Source organism: Shewanella sp. DAU305 (assembly GCF_026802235.1).
Classification (GTDB): Bacteria; Pseudomonadota; Gammaproteobacteria; order Enterobacterales; family Shewanellaceae; genus Shewanella; species Shewanella baltica.
Genome location: NZ_CP113808.1, coordinates 1,581,589 through 1,605,336, shown reverse-complemented (window position 1 = coordinate 1,605,336; position 23,748 = coordinate 1,581,589). Strand labels below are relative to the sequence as shown.

Annotated in this window: 23 protein-coding genes and 1 pseudogene; 12 read left to right on the top strand and 12 right to left on the bottom strand. The window is 47.2% G+C overall.

Features of this window, described 5'->3' with window-relative positions; all coding sequences use genetic code 11:
* Window positions 1-210: 210 nt before the first annotated feature.
* Window positions 211-1,812, top strand: a complete 1,602-nt coding sequence (locus tag OX890_RS06940; RefSeq protein WP_268650333.1) for an AMP-binding protein — start codon at window positions 211-213, stop codon at window positions 1,810-1,812.
* Between the two features lie 138 nt (window positions 1,813-1,950).
* Here the strand turns inward: OX890_RS06940 and OX890_RS06935 are convergent, their stop codons facing one another.
* The 4 genes from OX890_RS06935 to OX890_RS06920 form a co-directional block, all read right to left on the bottom strand.
* On the bottom strand, window positions 1,951-3,855 hold the full coding sequence (locus OX890_RS06935) for an ABC transporter transmembrane domain-containing protein (RefSeq protein ID WP_268650332.1): 1,905 nt from the start codon (window positions 3,853-3,855) through the stop codon (window positions 1,951-1,953).
* A gap of 220 nt (window positions 3,856-4,075) precedes the next feature.
* A complete protein-coding gene (hutZ, locus tag OX890_RS06930) occupies window positions 4,076-4,633 on the bottom strand; it encodes a heme utilization protein HutZ (RefSeq protein WP_006080506.1) in 558 nt (185 codons plus the stop codon).
* Window positions 4,634-4,683: 50 nt separating this feature from the next.
* Window positions 4,684-5,253 (bottom strand): heme utilization cystosolic carrier protein HutX, encoded by a 570-nt coding sequence (gene hutX / locus OX890_RS06925; RefSeq protein WP_327238656.1) that lies wholly within the window; start codon window positions 5,251-5,253, stop codon window positions 4,684-4,686.
* A gap of 125 nt (window positions 5,254-5,378) precedes the next feature.
* Window positions 5,379-7,469, bottom strand: coding sequence for a TonB-dependent hemoglobin/transferrin/lactoferrin family receptor (locus OX890_RS06920; protein ID WP_268650331.1), 2,091 nt, complete (start codon window positions 7,467-7,469; stop codon window positions 5,379-5,381).
* Window positions 7,470-7,832: 363 nt separating this feature from the next.
* Here OX890_RS06920 and OX890_RS06915 point away from each other — a divergent pair, with 363 nt between their 5' ends.
* The 7 genes from OX890_RS06915 (at window position 7,833) to OX890_RS06885 (ending at window position 13,954) form a co-directional block, all read left to right on the top strand.
* Window positions 7,833-8,705 carry an energy transducer TonB gene (locus OX890_RS06915; RefSeq protein WP_268650330.1) on the top strand — a complete coding sequence of 291 codons (873 nt, stop codon included), beginning with the start codon at window positions 7,833-7,835 and terminating at the stop codon, window positions 8,703-8,705.
* 164 nt (window positions 8,706-8,869) lie between these two features.
* The gene (locus OX890_RS06910; protein WP_006085845.1) at window positions 8,870-9,619 is read left to right on the top strand and encodes a MotA/TolQ/ExbB proton channel family protein; all 750 of its coding nucleotides are present in this window, start codon (window positions 8,870-8,872) and stop codon (window positions 9,617-9,619) included.
* Window positions 9,616-10,053 carry an ExbD/TolR family protein gene (locus OX890_RS06905; protein ID WP_006085846.1) on the top strand — a complete coding sequence of 146 codons (438 nt, stop codon included), beginning with the start codon at window positions 9,616-9,618 and terminating at the stop codon, window positions 10,051-10,053. Before OX890_RS06910 ends, OX890_RS06905 begins: the two co-directional genes overlap by 4 nt.
* A gap of 248 nt (window positions 10,054-10,301) precedes the next feature.
* Window positions 10,302-11,333, top strand: a complete 1,032-nt coding sequence (locus OX890_RS06900; RefSeq protein ID WP_006085847.1) for a hemin ABC transporter substrate-binding protein — start codon at window positions 10,302-10,304, stop codon at window positions 11,331-11,333.
* A 180-nt stretch (window positions 11,334-11,513) separates the two neighbouring features.
* Window positions 11,514-12,530, top strand: coding sequence for a FecCD family ABC transporter permease (locus OX890_RS06895; RefSeq protein WP_126491305.1), 1,017 nt, complete (start codon window positions 11,514-11,516; stop codon window positions 12,528-12,530).
* A 10-nt stretch (window positions 12,531-12,540) separates the two neighbouring features.
* Window positions 12,541-13,407 (top strand): heme ABC transporter ATP-binding protein, encoded by an 867-nt coding sequence (locus tag OX890_RS06890; protein WP_268650329.1) that lies wholly within the window; start codon window positions 12,541-12,543, stop codon window positions 13,405-13,407.
* A gap of 202 nt (window positions 13,408-13,609) precedes the next feature.
* Window positions 13,610-13,954, top strand: a complete 345-nt coding sequence (locus tag OX890_RS06885; RefSeq protein WP_268650328.1) for a DUF2956 domain-containing protein — start codon at window positions 13,610-13,612, stop codon at window positions 13,952-13,954.
* A 24-nt stretch (window positions 13,955-13,978) separates the two neighbouring features.
* Here the strand turns inward: OX890_RS06885 and OX890_RS06880 are convergent, their stop codons facing one another.
* On the bottom strand, window positions 13,979-14,314 hold the full coding sequence (locus OX890_RS06880) for a winged helix-turn-helix domain-containing protein (protein ID WP_268650327.1): 336 nt from the start codon (window positions 14,312-14,314) through the stop codon (window positions 13,979-13,981).
* Window positions 14,315-14,520: 206 nt separating this feature from the next.
* Between OX890_RS06880 and OX890_RS06875 the strand changes: the two genes are divergently transcribed.
* A complete protein-coding gene (locus OX890_RS06875) occupies window positions 14,521-15,072 on the top strand; it encodes a DUF924 family protein (protein ID WP_268650326.1) in 552 nt (183 codons plus the stop codon).
* 141 nt (window positions 15,073-15,213) lie between these two features.
* Entirely contained in the window at window positions 15,214-16,071 is an 858-nt protein-coding gene (locus tag OX890_RS06870; RefSeq protein WP_268650325.1) for a substrate-binding periplasmic protein, read from the top strand.
* A gap of 55 nt (window positions 16,072-16,126) precedes the next feature.
* On the opposite strand, the gene OX890_RS06865 is transcribed toward OX890_RS06870, so the two are convergent.
* From OX890_RS06865 to OX890_RS06855, 3 genes and pseudogenes are all read right to left on the bottom strand, one after another.
* Entirely contained in the window at window positions 16,127-16,564 is a 438-nt protein-coding gene (locus OX890_RS06865; RefSeq protein ID WP_006082806.1) for a universal stress protein, read from the bottom strand.
* Window positions 16,565-16,741: 177 nt separating this feature from the next.
* Window positions 16,742-17,173 (bottom strand): universal stress protein, encoded by a 432-nt coding sequence (locus OX890_RS06860; RefSeq protein ID WP_006082807.1) that lies wholly within the window; start codon window positions 17,171-17,173, stop codon window positions 16,742-16,744.
* A 41-nt stretch (window positions 17,174-17,214) separates the two neighbouring features.
* Window positions 17,215-17,597, bottom strand: a pseudogene (locus OX890_RS06855) (STAS/SEC14 domain-containing protein).
* 243 nt (window positions 17,598-17,840) lie between these two features.
* On the opposite strand from OX890_RS06855, the gene OX890_RS06850 reads away from it, so the two are divergent.
* Together OX890_RS06850 and OX890_RS06845 are read left to right on the top strand one after the other, a co-directional pair.
* Window positions 17,841-19,265, top strand: a complete 1,425-nt coding sequence (locus OX890_RS06850) for a coniferyl aldehyde dehydrogenase (RefSeq protein ID WP_268650324.1) — start codon at window positions 17,841-17,843, stop codon at window positions 19,263-19,265.
* A gap of 17 nt (window positions 19,266-19,282) precedes the next feature.
* Complete coding sequence (locus tag OX890_RS06845) at window positions 19,283-19,888, top strand: TetR/AcrR family transcriptional regulator (RefSeq protein ID WP_268650323.1); 606 nt, start codon at window positions 19,283-19,285, stop codon at window positions 19,886-19,888.
* Window positions 19,889-20,058: 170 nt separating this feature from the next.
* Here the strand turns inward: OX890_RS06845 and OX890_RS06840 are convergent, their stop codons facing one another.
* The 4 genes from OX890_RS06840 to OX890_RS06825 form a co-directional block, all read right to left on the bottom strand.
* Window positions 20,059-20,865, bottom strand: coding sequence for a CsgG/HfaB family protein (locus OX890_RS06840; protein ID WP_006082811.1), 807 nt, complete (start codon window positions 20,863-20,865; stop codon window positions 20,059-20,061).
* On the bottom strand, window positions 20,865-21,260 hold the full coding sequence (locus OX890_RS06835) for a curli assembly protein CsgF (protein ID WP_259503624.1): 396 nt from the start codon (window positions 21,258-21,260) through the stop codon (window positions 20,865-20,867). The genes OX890_RS06840 and OX890_RS06835 overlap by 1 nt, the downstream gene beginning before the upstream one ends.
* A 10-nt stretch (window positions 21,261-21,270) precedes the next feature.
* Complete coding sequence (locus tag OX890_RS06830) at window positions 21,271-21,681, bottom strand: curli production assembly/transport protein CsgE (RefSeq protein ID WP_115335346.1); 411 nt, start codon at window positions 21,679-21,681, stop codon at window positions 21,271-21,273.
* 325 nt (window positions 21,682-22,006) lie between these two features.
* Window positions 22,007-23,695, bottom strand: coding sequence for a sensor histidine kinase (locus OX890_RS06825; RefSeq protein WP_268650322.1), 1,689 nt, complete (start codon window positions 23,693-23,695; stop codon window positions 22,007-22,009).
* Between the last annotated feature and the right edge of the window lie 53 nt (window positions 23,696-23,748).

Here is a 23,748-nt window from a genome sequence, read left to right as displayed (position 1 = left end):
GTGCTTTATCGATGACACGATAATTACGCTATCCTTAACGCCTAAGCTTTAGAGTAAAAATACTATTTGTTACATAAAGATACCGTTATTGGCATAGCGATGTTTTTCGCGATAAGCATTGACCTCTAGTGCTAACACCCTCTAATCTAAACACCTGTTTAACTCCAGAATAATAACAACTAATAAACATCATCTTTGAGGTAGTTCAGCATGGCATACGATCAAGACTCTCAACTCAAACTAGACTACTCATCACTGGTCGATCTGATCGAGAAAACCAGCCTGCGTTATGGCGATAAACCCGCCTATGCCTGCCTTGGTAAAACCAGCAGTTTTAATGAGATAGAACGCGACTCTCGTTACTTTGCCGCCTATTTACAGAATAAGACCACACTCAAACCCGGCGATCGCATCGCCATTCAATTGCCCAATATCACCCAATTTGTCATCGCGGCCTACGGCGCAATCAGGGCAGGGCTAATCCTTGTTAACACGAATCCTTTATATACCGAGCGCGAGCTTATTCATCAGTTCAATGATTCTGGTGCTAAAGCGCTCGTGGTGTTATCCGACCTATTGCCGACCTTGGCCAAAGTCATCGACAGTACTCAAATAGAACTCGTCATCTCCACCCATCCTTTAGATTTGATCGATCCGCATGTGCAACCAAAAACAGGGCTTAAGAATGTCGAGTTTTGTCAGATTTTAAAGCAAGGGGCTGACCTTCCCTTTAGCCGATTTATCTCCAATCTCGACGACCTCTCGGCGTTGCAATACACAGGTGGCACGACAGGATTATCGAAAGGTGCCATGTTGACCCACGGCAATATGCTCGCCAATGCGGCGCAGGTAAAATCCCGCATCGCGAGCGTGATCACCGAAGGGGAAGATATCTTTGTTGCGCCACTGCCGATTTACCACATTTATGCGTTTATGGTGAACTTAGTGCTGTATTTCGAGTGCGGCGGTTGCTCGGTATTAATTCCAAATCCACGGGATATTAGTGGCTTAATTAAGACACTCGCCAAATACCCCTTCACGGGATTTGCAGGCCTCAATACCCTGTTTGTCGCCCTATGCCATCAACCCGAGTTTAAAGCACTCGATTTTAGCCATTTAAAAATCACTATCTCTGGCGGCACTGCACTCACTGCCGCAGCGGCGAATATTTGGCAACAGACCACAGGCAATATGATCAGCGAAGGTTATGGATTATCTGAAACCTCACCAGTGATTTCACTCAATGCGCCCGGTTATCAAAAACTTGGCACTATTGGTAAACCTGTGATTGGCACTGAAGTTAAACTCTTAGATGAAAACAACCTTGAAGTGCCCTTAGGTACAGCGGGAGAATTAGCCGCGCGTGGCCCACAAGTGATGCGGGGTTATTGGAATAATCCGCAGGAAACCGCCAACGCTATGACTCCAGAAGGTTTCTTTAAAACCGGTGACATTGCCATAGCAACAGCGGAAGGTTTCCATCAAATTGTTGATCGCAAAAAGGATATGATCATAGTTTCAGGCTTTAACGTTTATCCCAACGAGGTGGAAAACGTGCTGGCGAGCCATCCAAGTGTGATCGAATGCGCCGTGGTGGGAGTAAAAGATGAGCACTCGGGCGAAGCGGTTAAAGCCTTTATCGTGCTAAAGGATGATAGCCAAGATCATCAACAGGCTAAAGAGGCCATTCTAACCTATTGCCGCGAGCAGTTAACCGCCTATAAATTGCCAAGAGTCATTGAATTTATGACGCAATTACCTAAGAGTACCGTAGGTAAAATTCTGCGCCGCGAGCTAAAAGATAAAGCTTAGAGACCGCACTTAAAGTGCAGTACTTACAGTGCCGTACTTAAAGACAAAGCTGATTAACAAAGCTTAGCAACAAACGCACAATAAAAGACCCAGTGAGCTAGCTTGAGCGTTTCAGCTAGCAACTGGGTTTTATTTTACCTAAATGATCTCATTCAAGGCGCTGGCATTGGCCTCTTCGGTTAACAATTGCAGACTGGCAAATTCACGATATAACGCATTGGATTGCATCAACTCTTGGTGGCGTCCGCAGGCAACAATCTCGCCCTTATCGAACACAAAAATCCTATCGGCATTGATTACCGTCGATAAGCGGTGGGCAATAATCAAGGTGGTTTTACCCGCCATCAATACGTCCAGCGCTTGCTTCACTTTCTGCTCGCTTACCGCATCTAAAGCGCTGGTCGCTTCATCGAGTAACAATATGGGTCTGTCGGCTAAAATCGCCCGTGCAATGGCGATCCGCTGTTTTTGCCCACCAGAAAGCCGCACGCCACGCTCACCTAAATAGGTTTGATAACCGTCAGTAAACTCGCTAATAAACTCGTGGGCACGGGCTGCAATACAAGCATCAATCACTTCTTGCTCAGTCGCATCGACTCGGCCATAACGCACGTTTTCAAGTACGCTGGTCGCAAAAATCACTGAGTCCTGCGGCACCAGAGCAAACTGCGCCCGAAGGTCATGTGGCAGAAGCTTAGCAATATCAATTCCTTCCAGTCGAATACTGCCAGCGCTAGGCACATAAAAGCGCTGCAATAACTGGAACAAGGTACTCTTACCCGCGCCACTTGGGCCGACTAAGGCGACCCGCTCACCCGCGGCAATAGCCATATTGAGCTGTTTTAGCACTAAGGCATCATGCTCTGGATAGGCAAAGTTGAGTCCTTCAATCATTAACTCGCCACTGACCTTGGCGGGTAAAACAATAGGATGAGTTGCAACGGGAATATCCACTGGCGTTTCAGCCAGTTCAATTAAACGCTCGGCGGCGCCAGAAGCCCGCTGAATTTCGCCGATTACTTCGCTAATGGTCGCCACAGCGCCTGCAACCATCACAGCGTAAAACATAAAGGCGGATAACTCGCCGCCCGTCATCTTACCCGCCATCACATCGTGGGCACCGACCCAAGTCACCATAGCAATCGCCGCGATACTTAAAAACATCACGGTTGAGATCAGCAAGGCACGGTAACGGATCCGCCCGCTTGCCGCAGACATCACATCTTCGACGCGGGTATTGAATAAGCTACGGTCTTTATCTTCATGACCATAGGCTTGTACCGTATGAATTTCATGAAGTGTTTCATCAACATAAGCGCCGAGATCGGCAACCCTGTCTTGGCTTTCTCGCGCCAGCGTACGCACTTTACGGCCGAAAAAGATCACAGGTCCCAACACTAAAGGTACAGCCAATAACACTAATAAGGTCATCTTAACGCTGGTGATCCCCATCATGACTAAACCACCAAGTACCGTCACACTAGAGCGCAGTGCCATAGATAAACTCGAGCCCACCACGGTTTGCAGCAAAGTAGAGTCGGCGGTAAAACGGGAGATCACTTCGCCAGTACGCACCTTAGCGTAAAAGGCGGGCGAGAGTTTAAGCAGTTGATTGTAAACAGTTAGACGAATATCGGCACTGACCCGCTCGCCGAGCCAAGTCATTAAATAGAAGCGGCAAAACACCGCTGTGCCACTGACGGCGGTAATCCCAAGCACTAACAGTATGATTTCATTCAGCCGCTGCGCATTGTCGCGCACAAAGCCTTCATCGACCATTAAGCGCACACCTTGGCCCAATGATAGCCAAGCGAGCGAGCCTATCATCAAGCAAATAATCGCCGCGACGACTTTCAGTTTGTAGGGTTTAAGAAACCCCATAATCCAAGGCAATACCGATCTTTGCTGCGCCGAGGTTGGTTTAACCTTCGATGCATCAGCGCTTATTGTAGGCGTGACTGGAATTAACTTTTCAGGCAATGGCTCTGCGCCCGCTTTAATGGGGTTTGGTGATTTGGCTAATTCGACGGTCGGCTCTGTCACGGGTGATATCCTTCGGTAGGGAACGGCAATTCAAGTATAACATTCGCCTGAACTGGTCATCTGCAAGCCGTTAACCGCGCAGCTTTGCTTAAAGCATATCAATTAGATGCTACCTGTTGCGGGAAAATTCAAGGGCAAAGCGTGGTTTTACTCAAAAGAAAAACATAAAACCAACCCGCAGCGAGTGCGGGTTGGTTTTATTGCCATCGCTTAGCGCGACTTAAGCGACTTGCTGGTTTTCCGGCGTTTTTGGCGTGCCATGGTGGCCATCACGCTTCCAATCCACATCTAACAACTCTGCGCCGCTCAGGCTAAATGCTTGGCCAAAACCTTTCACATAAAGACCTTGATGGGGCGCGAGCTTGTATAAGTTAAAATCGGTTAATGCCGCAAGGTTATCGGACATTTCGCCAAAACGGGCCGATAACACACTAACGCCCTTAATAAAGGCGGGCGTATCACGGGGCACGGCCTCGGCAATCGCATCGAAGGTCAAACGCTTGCGGGCAAAAACCGATTTGGCCGCAGTTTCATCTTCAACAAGCATCACAGAGACCTTAGATGAGTGCTTTAAGTTATGACCATGACGGGCTAAGTCACTCACTAGAATATAAAAACCGTCATCGGCCAGTGCGAAGGGTGCATAACTCGCATTCGGCTGGCCATCAATACCTAGCGTGGCCAGTTGCAAGGTTTCCCTTTGCTGTTTGAAGGCTTCTATCTCAGGTAAAAGCTTGTCTCTTAAACGTTGTTCTTGTTCGGTCATTTCAGGCTTCATTTGCTGTGTTCCTTAAATACTGTCGTTAATGCTGCAATTCAGAGGTGTGACTACACCGAGGCAAAGGCAGTCGCGAGCGCTTTAAATTGGCGAACTTGTTCAGGAAACAGCGCTCTTTGTTTATCGCGACCTAAATACACTTTGAACACGACCTCACCTTCGCTGCCGAAGAAGTTAATCGAATGGCTCTCGCTGCCTCTAAAAGGTCTGCTGATCAAAGCGATGCTACGCATGGCTTCTAATTTGAGATGCCCGTGCAAACCGTCGCCCTTGCTGTAGAGGTTGTAATAACCGTGGGCGTATTTTCCATCGGGAAAATCCCCTTTAAATTCAAATACACTGCCCGACAACATCACAATAGTGGTTAACTTTCCCCATTCGGGTAAGGCTTGCAGTAAGGTATCGAGCTGAGTTAACGGCACAAACACCACTTGTTCGGGCGGCAGGGCGGCAACGACTTCAAGCTCGGCAATGCCTAATTCACTGGCGAGCTGCGCTGGCATTAAATCAGCTTGTTGCTCAAATCGTTGTCGCAATTGCGCCTGTTGCTCACTTAGCTGACGTTGCTCAGAGCCTAAATCTGGCGCGACATCGAGCTCGCTATCGAGTGTCATCTTCATTTTACTGTCTCCAGCGGTAGTGACTATTGAGTGGTTTGGCATTAAACGCTGACTCCCGTTTACCGCTTGCTCAGATTTAACACTCAGCATTTGCCGAAACGGAAGTCAGCACTTTAATGCAGGGCTTAGAACATATAGCGCGCCGATAACTTCATATTACGGCCAGGTTGATACAAGGTTTGCCACGCTTGTTGGTACTTTTCATCGCCGATGTTTTCGATGGCGAAATCCACTCTCACACCCGCCATCGCGCCCATAGTCGGCTCCCACGCAACATACACATCCCATAGAGTGTAATCGTCGTATTTCGCCACTTTGAAGCCATCAGGCGTATTCGACTGCGTCGCCACATAAGTGACGCGAGTGCCGAGCTTCATGTCGCCTTCCATAATGCCTTGGGATAAATCAACGTTAAATTTATTGGCGGGTATACCTTCAATATCGCCGCCATTTTTACGATCTTCACCATGGGTTTGGCCATAATTCATCGCTAAGCGAGTTTGGCCAATTCGGTAACGACCGCTAATTTCAAAGCCAGTTAAACGCGCATCTTCGACGTTATTCCATGAGGTCGTTTGCTCGAATCCAGGAATACCATGCCAAGGATTAGACACTTGCTGCACGATGAAATCGTCCACATCGTTATGGAAGATGTTGAACGTCAACGCTAATTCATCATCACCGGCTAAATCACTGAAACGTAAGTCTGCTTTGATTTCTTTGTTACGGGCTTTTTCAGACTTTAGATCCGGATTGGTCGCAAAGGTGTTGCATAGACCTTGGGGCAAAAATCCCGGAATAGGTGGAATGCAGTAATGGGTGCCGCTAGAATACATTTCCTCAACCGAAGGTGCGCGGAAGGCTTGATCGTAACGGGCACTTAAGGTCAACCAAGATTGAGTCTGCCAAACTAGCCCTAGCGATGGCGATAACTCATTATCATCGGAGGATAAATTGAGGTTGTTACTGTCATTTTTAAAGCTGTCATAACGCAGACCTGCATCCAGATTTAACGTCTGAGTCAGCTCAATATCTGCCCGCGTAAAAGCGCCCCATACTGTGGTTTCACCATCAATATTTCCCGGACGCTGGCCCACTTGACCCGAATCATCACGCGTCGTTTCTATGGTATCGCGGAAACCATCAACGCCGTAGGTCAACAAAGTATTGCCCAAGCGCGAACTGTTATTGAGGTTAATGCCCACAGTGCGATACTCAGTGCTGTCTAGCTGGCCCTTAGTAATACGGTCTTCGTCGTAGTCGGTACTGTTCCAATACACTTGCATCTTAGTATCCAGATACGGGTTATTGGCTGGATTGAAACTGTAATCTAAGGTGATATTTTGATCGTCTGTCTTGCGACGCACTAAAGGTATTGAATTACTGGCTACCGCAGAAGGATTACTTGGCACTAATTCATTGATCTTATTGACTCTCGCAGATAACTCTAAGCGTGACGCCTCATCGGCTTGCCAACCGAATTTGACTAAACCACTGCTGCCATGGGATGAACTGTTGCTTAGGGTTTCGTCATTACCGGTTTTTATATTGTTTGAGTCGGTGTAAGAGCCGTTCAGTAACCAATCGATACTGTCTTGTTGACCATAAATCGCGCCACTGGTTTTAGTGCGCGAGCCATTGGTTTCATAACCTTGTTTGAAATAGCCACCAAAGGTTTCATTGGGCGCTAAAAAATCCTGCGCTGACTTAGTATTTTGCGCAACGACGCCACCCAGTGCGCCACTGCCCCACAAACTACTGGCTGGACCGCGCAGCACTTCAATGGATTTCAGCAACTCAGGATCCATAAAGTAAGTTGCTCTGTGGCCAGAGCCGGTATTTTGTCTTGCTCCGTCAATCGTCTGCAGTACTCGACTGCCACTTAAACCACGGATTTCAACCCCTTGAGATGAAGCTCTTGGGCCATTCGTCAGCGTAATATTCGCCTCGTTTTTAAGGGCATTAGCCACGGATGATGCTTGAGCTACCGCAAGTTGCTCTTCACCCACCACGGCTACGCTGCGGCTGGTTTCGGAGGCTTTCTCGCTGATGCGGGTTGCACTCACTAACACTTCATCAAACTCTGTCGTAACGAGTTTTTTATCCGCATCACCTTGAACAACAGGCTTAACATTTTCTTCTGCCGCTAACGTAAAACTTAGGGCCGTACTGCTCAGTGCTATCGCCATGGCGATCACTAACGGCTTTTTCTTCATCTCTTCATCCTCAAGTGATAATTAGCTGTTCCCGTGCAATTCAATACTGAGCCCAGAGTCTCTTTCCAGACACCAATCCTTTTGAGATTGAGTCTATTACAGATGCCCCATTCCAGATTAGGCTCTTTCAAACTTGAGCCCTTTCCAGACAGAGTCCAAGGCAATCAGTATCCATAAAGTAGGATAAATTGTCGGTTTAGCTGTTTTTTTAAGCGCTCATTCGAGCTATTGCAGGCACTCTACCTGAGATAACAAAATAGATCAAATGCAAATCATTATCATTTGCGATCTTGTTTATATTGAGATATCTTATTTACCGAAGATAAATCAGCAGAAGTGCTTTATTAGGAAAAAGAGGTTGCTGTGACACCGAAACGATATCTTGCCTTTGGCGCGTTAACTGTTGCCATCCAAACGGGTGTTATCGCCTCGCAGCCTGCTATCACTATGCTGCAAAGCGCCCAAGCATCGAGTGCAAATCAAGCATCGAACACTCCCAGCGCGAATCGTGTCACCCTGAATTTTTCTGCTGCGACGAGCACGACAAGCAGCAACGCCAGTTTCGAGCCCATAACGCAAGCAGAATCCAAGATAGCCACAGTGAGCAGCACAGCAAGAAAAGTATCAACAGCAGACTCTGTCGATAAGACGATTATCGAGGCAGTTGAAAAAACCAAAGCGGATCAACGAATTGACAGCCAGTTAGCTAAGAAACCTTCTATCGCAAAACCTACTGCTAAAAGTTATCCAGATACAGATCAATCAGCGACGAATGCTTTAGCACATAAGCGACCCGAACATGTTGAACAAGAATTAGAGCTAAAAACAGAGCCCAAAACAACACAAGAACCAACGAATTTAATCGCTAACGTAGCCGAAGTTAATCCAAAAGCTACACAGAATGTGGCCAGTACAGCCGCTGACAATGCCCCATTTAACGACAGCCTCCAAACCAACATAGTGGAATTAGCCAAACCGCTGTTTGCTACAGCGCCACCGCAACCGACTTATCCGCGAATAGCACGTAAGAAAGGATTCGAAGGAACTGCAACCATAGAAGTGATGTTTAACGAACTTGGCGAGCAACTGGCACTGACGTTAGTCACAAGCTCAGGCTTCAGCCTGCTAGATCAAGCAGCAATCGCTGCGGTTGAAAACTGGCAATTTGCGGCGCCGACGCCAAGGCTAGCGAGTCACTACAAGGTCAGAGTGCCTATTCGTTTTGCGCTTAACTAGCGGGCCTCAATCTTATCGCTGAAAAGCTAGCCATAGGAAAACAGGCAACAGGAAAGCCTGCAGTACGAAAGATAAAGCGCTAAATAGTGAGCCATAGTAAAGCTCACTTTTTGATTCACTCACTGACGTATAAAACTGATTTTTCAATCGATTGGAGAGGCTTAATGCCCATAACTGATTTTTCAACCCTACAGACTCAGCTTGGCGTGCTAACTTGGCCCTTGTTATTATGTGCATTTTTGGCCTTGATGATCTGCCTTGAACGTAGCGCCTTGTTTTTGCATCAAACTCTGCTGTCAATCTGGCCGAAAAAACAGGCTTGGGTAATGTCATTGCGTCAATCAAGCTCGATGGCGACCACTGAAAACGTCAGCGCGCTGCTAACACAAACCAGCGCACAGCAAGATTTACTCGCCCGTGGCGCGACCTTGTTACTCAAACAAGTCCACCAGCCTAAAGTGCTAAGGGAAGAACTACTCAGTCTGTGGCTCAACAAACAGCAACGCGACTTGCAAGCCGGACTCAAGGTTTTACAAGTGATTGGCATTATCAGCCCATTACTCGGCCTACTTGGCACCGTACTAGGCCTCATCGACATGTTTGCCCAGCTTGGGCAATCACAAGGCCCTGTTACCCCAGCGCAACTCAGCGCCGGACTTGGCCTTGCGATGAACACCACAGCCGCCGGACTCATTATCGCAGTGCCCGCCATTACCGCCGCCCATCTCTTTGGCATTTGGGCTCAAGGTCAATGTCTGCGCGCAGGGCACGTGCTCAATCAACTCAATCTGTGGTTAGCGGGTATCGAAGATATTTCAATCGATAGCAATCAATATCAAGCATTCAGCCAAGTCAGCAGCACTGAGCAAAAGTCGGCATTCAACTCTCATTCCCAGATTGAGCCACAGACATGATAAGTGCAGATGCATCACCGCGCTCGCAGGCAGGCATTGCTTCGCCTGAGCAACTTCCGAGCCTAGATTTAACCGCGTTAATCGACATTATTTTTATCGTGTTGGTATTTCTACTGCTAACGGCAAACACCCAACTACTCAGCTTGCCGGTAGATGTGCCGCAAAGCCCAAGTTCGGCCATCACTGCAATCGACAATAAGCCAACGATTGCCATCAATATCATGGCGACAGCGCCTTATTGGGCAATCGATAGTGAGACATTTGATGATTTAGCGACTTTTACCGCCGCGTTTACCGCACATTTTAAGACTATGCCGGAGGCGACCGTGATTATTGCCGCCGATAAGGCCGCGCCCGTGGAACCTTTGATGCAACTACTCGCGCTGTTGCAGACGCAGTCCATCAGCCAGACTCAAATATTGATGGAGCATTAGCGCGTTGCCAAGCCCGCTATCTGCCCCCAAAAGCCAAATGAGCAAGCTAAATAATGAGCCAGAGACACAGCCAATACTGCCTCTCTAGCTAAAGACCAAAACCAACACAAAAAAGATGCAGGCAGTAAAGCATTACTTTCACGGCACTGACTTTAACGTACTGATTTTTAAAGCTACCATTTTGAAAGTCTGATGTTAGAAACAGTAACTAAGCCTGCGGCGAACAAGTTTGTATTAGGAGTTCAACCATGTTGTTTCAAGCAACTAAAATGTCATTAAAAATAGATACTAGCGCCCTTGGCCATCGGCATAAGCCTAAGTGCGCATTTAATCCGTTAAGCCGATTTAAGCCATTAAGCAAAGTGGCATTTGTCGCCTCAGCATTTGCGGCTTTGCTATCGTCCAGCGCCTTTAGTGCTGAGCCCAATGCTGTACTGAGTACAAAATCTAATGCTGAAACAAATTCCAAACATGAGATAAGACTCGTGAGTGCGGGCACGGGTGTCACTGAACTCGTGCTCGCCCTCGATGCGGGTAATGAGCTGATCGCCATAGATTCCACCAGCTATGTACCTGACGGTCTAGCCCATGTGGCGAAGCTTGGCTATCACAGAATGCTCTCCGCCGAAGGTATTATTGCGCTCTCGCCAACACTCGTTGTCGGCTCGGATGTTATGGGGCCTGAGACCACGCTCAATGTATTGAAACAAGCCAATATCCAAGTTGTGCAGTTACCCGCAACGAACGATGAGCCGCAACTAATGAGCAATGTGGATACCTTAGGTCAATTACTCAACCGTCCAGATAACGCCATTAAGTTAAAGCAGGACTTACATCAACAACTGCAAAGCTTAGCGGATAAAAAACAGCAAATAAGCGATGCTGGCGCTCAGCCAAAAATCCTCTTTATGCTGCTACAAGAAGGCCGTGGCGCACGGGTCGGCGGTAAAGGCACTGCCGCTGATACCATTATCGCGCTATCAGGCGCACAGAATATCGCCGAGTTTGATGGCTACAAAAGTATGTCTCAGGAAGGGATTTTGTCCTTGCAGCCCGACATTATCTTGTTGTCAAAGCGCAGCGATAAACCCGCCGAGCAAACCAACGCGCAAATTGCCCAAGAACTGATAAAAGAGATGCCGCTAATTGCCCATACCCCCGCGGGTAAAAACGGCAATATTCAAACGCTGCCGCCACAAGCGCTTCTCGGCGGCTTAGGCATCAGTGCCATTAGCGCCGCCGATACGCTCGCCAGCACATTGCTCAAGCAAAATCAGTAACCTGCATAGTAACGAATACCGTCACTACTCAGGGGGCTCATGTTAGTCGCTTATCTAAGTTACTAATATCGGGCCACTTATTTGAATGGCTTGTATGAGTCACTAATCGGACTCGCAGACTTGCACTACTGACTCACACACCAGATTAGTCACCTGATAAAAATAGAAAGGATAGTTGAGATGTTCCTCAATCGCTGGCTCTGGCCCGGTTTAGTCACACTGTTAGCCCTAAGCTGCTTACTCTCGGTCAGTACTGGGCCAGTCAGTATCAGCCTAGTGGATGCCCTAAGCGCAGTGCTTAATTGGGCGACCCAGCAAAACATCGGCAATATTGCACCCCACGAGCAACTGGTGATCAACAATGTTCGCCTGCCGCGGACATTATTGGCACTGGCGGTGGGCGCCACGCTCGCTCAATGCGGCGCAGTGATGCAGGGACTGTTTCGTAATCCATTGGCGGATCCCGGTATTATCGGGGTGTCATCTGGCGCAGCTCTTGGCGCGGCCATCTGTATCGTGCTGTTACCCAATGCAAATCCATTCATGATCCCCATCAGTGCCTTTGTATCGGGTTTAATCACCACCCTTGTTGTCTATCGCCTCGCCAGTAGCCCAACCGGAACATCAGTCGTGTTGTTACTGCTATCGGGCGTCGCCATTGCAGCACTGGCAGGCGCTGGAATTGGCATGCTCACGTATCTTGCCAACGACATGGCGCTGCGTGACTTAACCTTGTGGCAGATGGGCTCGATAGCGGGTGCGCAGTGGATGTATGTCAGCCTGTGTCTCGTGACTTTAGCATTACTAAGCTGGCGATTTCGCCAAGATGCGGCGGCGCTCAATGCCTTATTGCTTGGTGAATCCGAAGCGCGCCACTTAGGGATAGATGTCGATAGGCTCAAGCTTAGACTTATTTTACTTTGTGCCTTAGGCGTTGGCGTAAGCGTCGCGGCGACCGGCATTATTGGCTTTATCGGCCTAGTGGTACCGCATTTAGTCCGCATGATGTTAGGGCCAGATCACCGCCAACTGCTGCCCATCAGCGCCCTTTTAGGTGCAGCCCTATTAGCCTTAGCCGATATCGGCGCTCGCGCCTTCTTGCCACCAGCAGAGTTACCGGTTGGGTTAGTGACCGCGCTCATCGGTGCGCCATTCTTCATCTTCTTACTACTGCAACAACGCAGTAAGCTCATCTAAGCGAGGCGTTATGACTGCCACTTCCTATGCCGAATCAGAATCAAGATCAGATTTTGAATTAGCACCTAGAGCACATCTAACTCATTCAGCTAATGCACAGTTTGAGCGCACTGAGCTCTGCATTAGTCAGCTCGATGTCAGCATTGGGCAGAAAACGGTGCTCAGCGATATTAATGTGCAATTTAAACCCGGTGCAGTAACCGCCCTACTCGGCCCCAATGGCGCGGGGAAATCGACGCTACTCAAAGCCCTTTGCCAAGAAATCAGCACGCCAAGGCAAAGTATCCGTCTAGGCCATAGCCAACTGGCGGATTGGCCTAGGCGCGAGCTGGCAAAATCCTTAGCCGTACTGCCACAGCACGCCAGTCTGACGTTCCCCTTTACTGTGTCCGAAGTGGTAGCTATGGGTTTATATCCCTTAACCATCAGTAACAAAGAGGGTGAAGCGTTAGTTGCCGAGCAGCTAGCGCAAGTGGGCTTAACCCATCTCGCCAAGCGCAGTTATCCAACGCTATCAGGCGGCGAAAAACAGCGAGTCCAGCTCGCCCGCGTCTTAACTCAACTCAGTCAATCGCCGTTCCCACCCATACTATTATTGGATGAACCAACATCGGCATTAGATCTCGCTCAGCAACACAGAGTGCTTGAGTTAGCCCAAAACTTAGCTCATCAGCACGCGTACACTGTGATAGTGGTACTGCACGACCTTAACCAAGCCGCTCGCTATAGCGATCAATTAATCGTATTAAAACAAGGGCGAATAGTGAGCGAAGGCACGCCAGCAAAAGCCTTGTCGGTCGATACCATTCGTGATGTATGGGACTATGAACCAGTATACGTTGCTGCACCAGAAGGCGGGCATCCACTGATTTTTTAATGAAATGAAGATATTGGCTGTAAGTTTTAATGTCTAATGCGGGTATAATCTGGCAATAACATATTGGGCTCGCTTTTGACTAACGAATGAGCGAGCAGCTTCGCGGGCATATTGGCTCTTATATTCACGAGCCTATTTTAGCCGCAAGTGCGTTAACTCAAGCCGCATTAACTCAAACGGCAACAATTTAGGCAACTTCCAGATGAAACCCACTATCTCGACAGAAACTCAGCAAGAAGCACTGGCCGCAGCCAAAGCCACTCAAAAGCCAGGACAAACTAAAGAGCAAACTAAGCTCATTGCCCAAGGGATTGAAAAAGGCATCGCCGAGTATAAAAAACTGCTTAAAGCTAAAGCCCGTGAGCGGGATAAAGCCCGTAAACAACAGTTGAAAGCAAAAACTCGCACAGTGAACGACATAGATAATCTAGACGATGCTGACGAGATCATCGACTCCCAGAGTCAGTTCACCCGAGCCACTTGGGTTGCTATCGCTCTACTCGTGCTAAGTTGGGCAGGATTTGCCGCCTATTATGTTATGACGTGATTGCCGAACTCAGAACTTACCGCTTCATGCTGCCGTTTCGCCACTCTCAACAACACCAATCAGATCGGCGATTTCAGTGAGATGGGTATCAACCCATGCACTACTGATTGGCCCCCATGTCACTATGCGGTAATAACCTGCATTGTTACGACTGCCTTCCTGGACAAACTCGACTCGAATCCCTATATCCTCAAATGCGGTGATGGCATCCTGTAAGGTGCGGCGCGGCATTCCAGTTAACTTATTGAGTGATAATAGATTATGGCGGTCATCATCCATCAAATGCGCTAAGTAAAGCTTACGCAAAAACGCCTTATGCTGCTTCGTAACTTGTTGCGATACTGGCATTGAAGATGACATAGAAAGACCTGCCTAGAGACTAAAGTAATTATCATCAAAACTACTTTATATTCAGGCAATAAGGCAATAGCCAGCACTAAATACTTACGAAAGATGATCAGTTTTTCTGCTAACCTATCTCTCCTAAATCAAGCAAAACAACTTGTCATTATCCCCCAACAACTGTTATTTCTAACAGCACTCATCACCTATGAAGGGACGCTAAAATGAGCCAGACAATCACAGCCGAACAAGTACTGACATTTTGGTTTGAAGAAATTGAACCAAAGCTTTGGTGGATTAAAGATGTTGAATTTGATGCACAAATCAACCAACGCTTCGGGGATGTATTAGTCCAAGCTAAGCGTGGAGAGCTTTCCCATTGGCGAGTCACGCCCCAAGGCCGATTAGCGGAGATCATAGTGCTCGACCAATTCTCCCGTAATATTTACCGAGATACACCTACCGCTTTCGAAGCCGATGCCATCGCTTTAGTGCTCGCTCAAGAAGCTGTTGCCCAACAGGTTGATTTAGCACTCAAACCTAAACAAGTCCCCTTTCTCTTTATGCCCTATATGCACAGCGAGTCGGCAATGATCCATCAAGTTGCAGTTAAACTGTTTAATCGTGAAGCGGCGGTAGCCAACTTAACATTTGAACTGCAACATAAGGCAATTATCGACAGATTTGGCCGCTATCCACATAGGAACGCCATCTTAGGCAGAGAATCGACAGCAGAGGAAATCGCCTTTCTGCGCGAACCTGGCTCATCTTTTTAATTCGCCCATTGTTTAGCGTATTTGAATAAATAAAACCGTGCTGAGTTCACAGACACACTACACTTACTCAATAGAGTCATGGAAAGACTGGCGAGTAACAAACACAGCTGTACGTGTGTACCGCGGAGGTATTGGTAACTTATGACGCAAAATCTAAATAAGCCAAATAGCTCAGTGGCTCGTTGTAACCGCTTTAAATTGATGGGGTTTCTCACCTTATGCGGCGCTCAGCTTTGCCAAGCAGCAGAAATTAAGATAGGTGTCAGCCTGTCTATTCCACCTTATGTTATCCAAGAAACCAATAGCGGAATCGAACTCGAATTACTGAACCAAGCCCTCGCCGTTAAAGGTCATACCGCTTCTATCCACTACTTACCACTGGCGCGCACTTTCCATGAACTCAGGGAAGGTAAACTCGATGGCATCATCAACATTAAAGATGGCATGCTCGACAACGTATTTTACTCCAATGTTGCGATAACCTACCAAAACTGCGCCATTAGCCTCGAAGCAAATCATTTTACTATCAATAACATAGATGATTTAAAAAACAAGCAAGTCGTCTCATTTCAGCGCGCATCATCGTTACTGGGGGAAGAGTTTGCCAAAATGGTTAAGGCCAATAGCGGCTACCAAGAACAAGCGAGGCAAGTGCAGCAAGTTTATATGCTGATGAAACACAGGGCAGATGTCGTGGTGATGGATAAAAATATCTTCAAATATTACCTAAAACAGGCCTATCTTGAGGGAAAGCTAACTGAAAAAGATTTAAAACAACAGGCCATTTGCCACCAAATATTCCCACCAACGGAGTATAAGTTTGCGTTTCTAAGTGAACAAATTCGAGATGATTTTAATGCAGGACTCAAACAAATTACCCAAGATGGGAGCTTAGTGGCATTGCAGGAAAAATATCGACGCCTGATGTCATTAGAAAATGAAGCCGAGGCGTCAACCAAGCTAACAGAACCTAAAATAATTAAAAACGATTCCTACTAGGTTTTCTCAAAGAGCTTTATCTAAAGCTCTTTACTTAAACCTATATATCTAAGCTTTATTTCACCACCAGCACAGGGCACTTAGCATACTTAACAATATCTTGTGTCACATGGGGCTTTAAAAAATCCGCTAAACCACTGCTGCCGTGACTGGCAATCACCACCATGCCGACATCAACGGCTTCCGCTAAAATCTCATCAATAGCATCACCATGGCGCACCACTAGCTTAATATTGAGTCCCTCGTTGAGATCTTGCTGCATTTCCTGCTGCAAACTTTGCATTTTTGCATCGACAAAGGCTTGAAGTTCATTTTCCAATGTAGCGGGAATATCGACCGCAATACCATAGCAATGGGCGCCACGGGCTGGGCTTGTCACATGCAACAACCGAATATCGACATGATAAAGATTAGCCATTTCAACCGCATATTTAAGCGCATGGGCTGCGGTGGATGAAAAATCCGTAGGGCATAACACTTCTTGAGTACGCATAAGCTTATCCATCATTTGAGTTTTAATCAGGCTATTTATTAAAGTCAAAATACCACTATTTTATAGCAGTTAGCTATGCTTCTTGCGTACCCATTTCAATTAATTATTCTTTATCAATCAAAAAGAAAGGACGCAATAAGCGTCCTTTGAATTTATTGAGTCAAGCCACTAACTCACTTACTTCACCACCAGCACAGGACAAGCCGCACCGTTAGCTACCGCTTCTGCGACATTGGTGTGTAAAAAATGCGAAATCCCCGTTCGGCCATGGCTCGCTATCACTACCATGCCAATATCTTTACTGTTGGCCTCTTCTAAAATCTGGTACACAGGATCGCCGCGGCGGATTAAGGTCGTGATAGGAAGTTCAGTGTTTAACCCTTCTAACAGCGCCTGCATCTTGGTTGCTGCCGCTTCCTCCATACTCTTAGCCAGCTCTTCTGGAGTGATCGATAGAATCATAAAGTTTTCATCGCCAAGCGGCTGTTCAACCACGTGTAAAATTTTGAGTCCTACATGGTATAGATTAGCCATTTCAATGGCATAACTCAGTGCATGGGCCGCAGTTTCCGAAAAATCTGTGGGCCAGAGTATTTGACCTGTACGCATAATCTGTACTCCTTCTATGGCGCGAATGGATTGCTGAGCAACTAGTCTTTTAACCAAGCAACGGCGTCGCCATTATCAACAAAAACCTGACCTCAGCAGGCGTAAACCAGTTTGCCAATTTAGCCAGCACTTCCTGCAGAGTCGTCTTACCGACTATGGCAATCTTCTCGAAATGACGAATATGCTTCACCCCAAGTTTGAGATCATCCCAAGCGGCCTGTAATTCCAAGCCATCTAACTCAGTCACATCCACTAAAGCGAAGATATCGGGATCTTTTACGCCCGCCAGTGCCGACTCCAACACAGGCACCATCATCTCGTAGTCGTGATGAGTTAAGGTACCGATAGCTTTAAAGGCAACGAAGAAATCATCATCACCATAGCGTTCAATACCAATCGAAATTCCATGCTTTAACAATGCCATACATGCTCCTTATGTAACAACCCTTGATTTAGTGTAAAAGCTAACGCCACAACAAGCCGTGATCTTGCTCAAAAATACACCAGACACCTTGCACCATCTCACTAAGCAAGCTAGGATAAACCGACTAATCAGTCGGTACTTATTTATCTGTCTTTGTTTAATAGCAGGTTCAATCGTTAAGATTAAACCTTAACTAAAGTGCCGAATAAGACTCAGCCTATAATCTCGCTTGGAGCAACCACTATGAATATGGCCACCGAACACCTTAATGCCTCGCCACTGACTCAGTTGCTCCAACGCCAACGCAGCAGTTATTTAGCGGCGCCGAATCCTAATTACGCTACGCGAGTGGAGCAATTAACTCGACTTAAAGCGGCCATACTGCAATTTAAAACGCCCTTAGTCGAAGCCTTAAGCCAAGACTATGGCCATAGATCGATTGATGACAGCCTGATCTCAGACATTATGCCTGTCATCAACAACATCAATTACAGTTTGAAAAATCTAAAAAAATGGCTCAAGCCCAGCGCTCGCCATGCGGGGCTGTTGCTCGCCCCAGCCAAAGTCACAGTGCATTATCAGCCTTTAGGGGTTATCGGCATTATCGTGCCGTGGAATTTCCCCGTGATGCTGTCGATTGGCCCGCTAGTGACCGCCATCGCCGCGGGTAATCACGCCATGCTCAAATTGTCTGAATTCACCCCTGCGACCAACCAAGTGATTAAACAACTACTGGCACACGTCTTCGATGAGTCACACGTGGCAGTCATTGAAGGTGAGGCCGATGTCGCCGCCGCATTTTCAGCCCTGCCCTTCGATCATTTACTCTTTACCGGCTCCACCACAGTTGGCCGCCATGTGATGCGCGCCGCGGCCAATAATCTCACCCCAGTGACACTCGAACTGGGCGGTAAATCGCCAGTAATTATCGCCCCCGATATGCCGCTTGAGATAGCAGTAGAACGAATGATTTATGGTAAGTGTTTGAATGCAGGACAAATCTGTGTGGCACCCGATTATGTTCTATGCCCTAAAGCCCAAGTGGATGAATTCATCGCCGCCTACAGAGCTAAATTTAATGCCATGTACGGCGCGATAAACCACAACAAAGACTATGGTAGCATCATTAATACCCGTCAGTTTGACCGCCTTATGACAGTGCTCGAGGATGCAAAAGCTAAAGGTGCCCAAGTTATTTCGGCGACGGATGAAGCTATCGATAGCCAACATCGCAAACTCGCAACTCAGCTAATCACGAATACCTGTGAAGATATGCTATTAATGCAAGAGGAAATCTTTGGTCCATTACTGCCGATCATTGGTTACGACTCCTTAGATGAAGCTATTCAATACATCAACCAGAGAGCAAGACCGCTAGCGCTGTATGTGATGAGTTTCGATGAGAAAAGTCAGCAAAAAATCCTCCAACAGACTCATTCTGGCGGCGTTTGTATTAACGAAACCGTGTTCCATGTCGCCGCCGACGATGCGCCCTTTGGCGGAATCGGCCCGTCTGGCATGGGGCATTACCATGGCAAGGAAGGATTTTTAACCTTCAGCCACGCTAAAACGGTACTCAGCCGTGGTCGATTCAACACAGGTAAATTTGTGCACCCGCCCTATGGCACTGTTATCCAGCGCATCTTGATGAAACTTTTTTTGCGCTAATCATTGGGGAATAAATCTTGAATCAGCCATTAACGCCGCAACCTATTAAAACCATGACAGATAAGCGCCAAGCCATTCTCGACACGGCCTTATCACTCTTTGTCAGCCAAGGATTTCATGGCACGTCCACCGCCTCGATAGCTAAGCAAGCAGGTGTAGCTACGGGGACCTTGTTCCATCATTTTCCTTCCAAGGAAGCCTTGATGGAATCTTTGTTTCTTACTATAAAACAAGAGTTTGCCGATACCTTACTGTTGAACACTCATAAGGGCAGCGATCTAAAGCTCAATGCCCTACAACTATGGCAAAGTGCGATTGATTGGTCGCTGGATAACCCTGTCAAACAACTGTTTTTTCAGCAATATTCAATGTCGCCCATGATTGCCGCTAAGGTGCGCGATCAGGCGATGAACAGCATCTTAGGTTTTATTAGCGAGCTTATTAAGCAAGGACAAATGGAGGGATTAATCGCCCACTACCCGCTGGAGCTGATGCTAGACAACTGCCATGGCCAATATCTGGCGGCAACCCGATTCTTTATCGATAACCCGCACTTAGGTACGAATACAAGGTATCGCGATGCCAGTTTTGAACTGTTTTGGAAGGCCATGCAAGCGAACTAACACCACACAGCCCACAACACTGCCAACGTCCAACCACAGCAGAATTTAATCCAATAAAAAACCGAGTCAGTTTAACTGGCTCGGTTTTCTTTTACGTATTCACACATATAGTGACTAAGAGTTAAAGCAGAGGCCTGCTTTCAGCGATATCTAACTCCGACGTCTAACGTCTAACTCTGACTCAACTCCTGCGCTTTCTCGACTGGCTGCGTGACTTGAGTTGGACTCCAGTAGCCTTGCTTAATGCCCTTATCAATCAGCTCAGCGACCGCTAATTCAATGGCTTGCAACACGCAAAACTGCACTGGCTCATTGGTAGTAAAACCAATTTCGGCCTCGGCGAGGCGATTTAAACTAGTGTAACGGAATAAACCCGCGCGCATTTCTTGGGATAAAACACGTTTGCTGGTCGAGACCGACATCATCACTTTACCTGTGTGCACATCGACGGCGCGAAGATAAATGGTCACCTGATCTTCACGGTACATTTCCGAAGCGCCAATGCCGTAGTATTCGACACCGCTACCGCCTGTGCTGGTGTTAGTCTCGTAGCTAATGACGCCACCTTCGAGTAACAATCTGGCGGTGGATAATACGGGCACATCATCACCCTTAGTACCGCTCTGTTTATTACTGATCTTGCGCTCAGTCAGCAGGTTTTGTAGCCCTTCACGTTCTACTGGGGTAAACCATTTAGAATCGAGCAAGGTCTGCATCAACATCGAAGTTGCGCCCTGAGTCACCGCAGTCGAAAACGAACTCACGTTCGCCTGTGGTTTATATTGGCCAGTTTGATCGCGAAAGGAATACACGGCTACTGGGATGGGAAACTTAGGGCCAGGTTGAGTTTGTAGCCCACGCATCACTTCACTCAAGGGGTTAACCTCGGCAGGCGTGATATTTAAATCGGGTTTAGGGATCAAGCTACAGGCCGACATGCTTAACAGCAATAGACCCAAAAAGACTAAACGGGCCATTAGTTGCCACCTTTATATACTGGCATTTCAATCACAGTGATTTCACCGGTTGCAATATTAGTGATAGTTAACATAACTCCATCCCCTACAGTAGCAACTTGGATACGAAAATCCCCTGTATTGTATTCACCATCTTTAACTTCGCCATCGGCCACGCCTCGAGTGATCGAGTTGATGACGTTACGCTCTAGGGATTCTTTAAAACGGGTAACAAAGTCCTTCTCGGTCGAGTTGGATTTATTGTCATTCTGCGCTTGGGCTTTATTTAATAGAAAAGCCCCATTTTGTGGATTGCCGCCAAAACTGGGATTCACTGGCGTGTAAATCAATTCAGTGGCTTGGCCACTGCTTGCCACACATAGCGTGACAAGGGCAAGTAACGTCCTGTATGTCATTATTATTATCCTAAAAGTCGTCCGATGTTCCTGAAAAGTCACCTGTTATTGCATTGGCTCTGACTTGCGCTAAATAATCAATCGTGATCAAAATCGCCTGCTCTGCACTCTCTTTAACCGGATTTGCACGACGACCAAAATGGGTGGTGTAAATCCGTGTCCCGTTTACTTCTAAGGTTAAAACGGTTCCAGCCTGCGGAAACACAGTCTCGTACAGCGTTACGTTAAAGCCTTGGGTAAAGGGCAGCTCGCGCCAATAGCTTGAGTAGTAGAAGCCAAAATCCTTACCAAACCGAGTCAAGGTTCTATCTATCACTAAACCACTAATTTCAATGTCGTTGTCGGCAAGAGTGATAGGGGAAGCCAGCAGCAGGAATGGACATAAAACGCAGATCAGCAGACGCTGTTTTAACTGTTTCACTTATCCCTCCTTAACCTTTTAATCGAACCTTAAAAACCGCGCCAACCTCTGTTTTAACAACGGGAGTTTTAGCGTCAATTTTCGATAAAGCAGGTTAACAGGGTTAAAGATCTCCCGTCATTACGCTGAGGGGCAAATTAGCCCGAAGAGCTAAGGTAAAAAGGCAAAAATAGCCCATTTGGCTAATACGCTAAGAAGCCGTTAAGACCGGAGTCATAGGGTAAACAAACAAATGAAGAAGCAATAAAAATGCGACCCTAGGGTCGCATTGCTGTGCTGATACAAAACGTGAGGATTATTGTGGCCCCCATGGTGGTAACCATAGTCATTGTGGTAACCACAGCCGAACCAACAGGCCGCCGTCGCTGCGATTATGCATGCTAATACTGCCATCGTGGGCTTCAATAATTTCACGGCACAGAGGTAAACCAAGCCCAGTACCCGATTGTTTCGTCGAGTAAAATGGCAACAGCGCTTGCTCTAAGACTTCGCCAGACATGCCTGTACCGCGATCCTCGATCGCAATGCTAAAACCTGCACCATCCACTAAGGTTTGATACCGAATCGACAGGGTGACATCCTCTGGGTTTGAACCCGATTCATGGGCGTTTTTAAGCAAGTTGAGTAGCACTTGCTCCATCTGTCCTTGGTCGAAATAACCATCGACTTCAGGCAAATCATGCCTAAGTTTAAAGGGATAATGCTGGGTTAACTGGGTCGTAAATTGCGTCCAATTCACCTGACGCCGCTGCGGGAGCGGCAACTTAGCAAAGCGGGCATAGTTGAAGATAAACTGGCTCAGATGACTGGTGCGATTCTCGATCGTATCGAAAATCAAGGTTAACTTGGGATTATCGATATCTTTGGTGAGCAGTCGGCCGGAGTTCACCATAGAGGCGATGGGCGCCACTGAGTTATTGAGTTCATGGCTAATAATGCGGATCACTTTCTTCCATACCGCCACCTCTTGACGATTAAGCTCGCGGGTCATCTGCTTAAGTAAAATCAAGTTATGCTGTTGGTTATTCAACAAAAATTGGCCACGACTCAAATACCAAGTTTCCACATCATCTTCGCCCATGGCAAAGAGACCGTTCTTTTCATGTTTAAGCGCTAAGGCCAATACTTCGGGCAAGTCCACCAACAATTCATCTAGCCTCAAACCTTCCATTTTGCCCTTTTTGTGGAATAGGTGACGCGCCGCATCGTTGGCGTAAATGAGCCGCTGATGGTCGTCGAGCAATAACATCACGTTGGGAGAGCTTTGAATCACCTTATCCAGCAACAACTCACGCTGGTAAATGTATTGCCTTTCTTGGCGCAATTTTGCCGCCGAATGATTAAATAACTTGGCCAAGGTTTTGAGCTGACCTTCACCATACTCTTGAATACTCACGCTAAAGTCATTATCGCTAAAGTTCAGTAGACCTATTTCGAGGGAGTCCAAACTGCGCCCCAGATGCCGTGTTAACCAAGCGACACTTAGACCACACGCTCCACAAGCAAGCAATAACACCAGCAAACCTTCACCTAAGGTTAAACTCGAGACTCGCTCGTTGTCTGCTATTTCAGCGGGCGCCACTGGGGATAAAGGGGCTTTGGGCGGTAAAATGGATAGCGGTTCTACACGTAAAGGCTCAGCAATATGAGCGGTGAAATTAAACTGCCCTTCTTTAAGCTGTTCTAACTTGAAGAGTTTTATCTGTAACTGTTCTTGCTTAAGTTGTTCAAGCTTTTGCAGTTCTGCCTTAATCTGCTCGGCCCTCTGGCGCGCTTGCATGGCTGCCATCAGCTGTAATTGTTCAGTATCTTTAAGGGCAAGCTCGATGGAAGCGACGGTTTTCTCCAGCTCCGCAAAATCGAGTTGCACATTCATATCAGGGATTTCGATCGAGTTAGGCGTGGTAACAGACGAAGCATTAGGTGAGAAATATTTCACTAAGGCGAAGCTGAGCAAGACGCCAAAGGCGCAGCAAGCCATTGAATAAATGATCAGTTTAGTTCGAATTAACACTCACATTCCTTAATCGATAGCCTTTCTGTGGCCTAGAAGCTGAAGCTTAGAAT

Bases quoted from the DNA above. Each gene is read 5' to 3' on its own strand.
- OX890_RS06940 (WP_268650333.1), top strand. From the start codon at position 211: ATGGCATACGATCAAGACTCTCAACTCAAACTAGACTACTCATCACTG.
- hutZ (WP_006080506.1), bottom strand. From the start codon at position 4,633: ATGAAGCCTGAAATGACCGAACAAGAACAACGTTTAAGAGACAAGCTT.
- hutX (WP_327238656.1), bottom strand. From the start codon at position 5,253: ATGAAGATGACACTCGATAGCGAGCTCGATGTCGCGCCAGATTTAGGC.
- OX890_RS06920 (WP_268650331.1), bottom strand. From the start codon at position 7,469: ATGAAGAAAAAGCCGTTAGTGATCGCCATGGCGATAGCACTGAGCAGT.
- OX890_RS06910 (WP_006085845.1), top strand. From the start codon at position 8,870: ATGCCCATAACTGATTTTTCAACCCTACAGACTCAGCTTGGCGTGCTA.
- OX890_RS06905 (WP_006085846.1), top strand. From the start codon at position 9,616: ATGATAAGTGCAGATGCATCACCGCGCTCGCAGGCAGGCATTGCTTCG.
- OX890_RS06900 (WP_006085847.1), top strand. From the start codon at position 10,302: ATGTTGTTTCAAGCAACTAAAATGTCATTAAAAATAGATACTAGCGCC.
- OX890_RS06895 (WP_126491305.1), top strand. From the start codon at position 11,514: ATGTTCCTCAATCGCTGGCTCTGGCCCGGTTTAGTCACACTGTTAGCC.
- OX890_RS06890 (WP_268650329.1), top strand. From the start codon at position 12,541: ATGACTGCCACTTCCTATGCCGAATCAGAATCAAGATCAGATTTTGAA.
- OX890_RS06885 (WP_268650328.1), top strand. From the start codon at position 13,610: ATGAAACCCACTATCTCGACAGAAACTCAGCAAGAAGCACTGGCCGCA.
- OX890_RS06880 (WP_268650327.1), bottom strand. From the start codon at position 14,314: ATGTCATCTTCAATGCCAGTATCGCAACAAGTTACGAAGCAGCATAAG.
- OX890_RS06875 (WP_268650326.1), top strand. From the start codon at position 14,521: ATGAGCCAGACAATCACAGCCGAACAAGTACTGACATTTTGGTTTGAA.
- OX890_RS06870 (WP_268650325.1), top strand. From the start codon at position 15,214: ATGACGCAAAATCTAAATAAGCCAAATAGCTCAGTGGCTCGTTGTAAC.
- OX890_RS06865 (WP_006082806.1), bottom strand. From the start codon at position 16,564: ATGCGTACTCAAGAAGTGTTATGCCCTACGGATTTTTCATCCACCGCA.
- OX890_RS06860 (WP_006082807.1), bottom strand. From the start codon at position 17,173: ATGCGTACAGGTCAAATACTCTGGCCCACAGATTTTTCGGAAACTGCG.
- OX890_RS06850 (WP_268650324.1), top strand. From the start codon at position 17,841: ATGAATATGGCCACCGAACACCTTAATGCCTCGCCACTGACTCAGTTG.
- OX890_RS06840 (WP_006082811.1), bottom strand. From the start codon at position 20,865: ATGGCCCGTTTAGTCTTTTTGGGTCTATTGCTGTTAAGCATGTCGGCC.
- OX890_RS06835 (WP_259503624.1), bottom strand. From the start codon at position 21,260: ATGACATACAGGACGTTACTTGCCCTTGTCACGCTATGTGTGGCAAGC.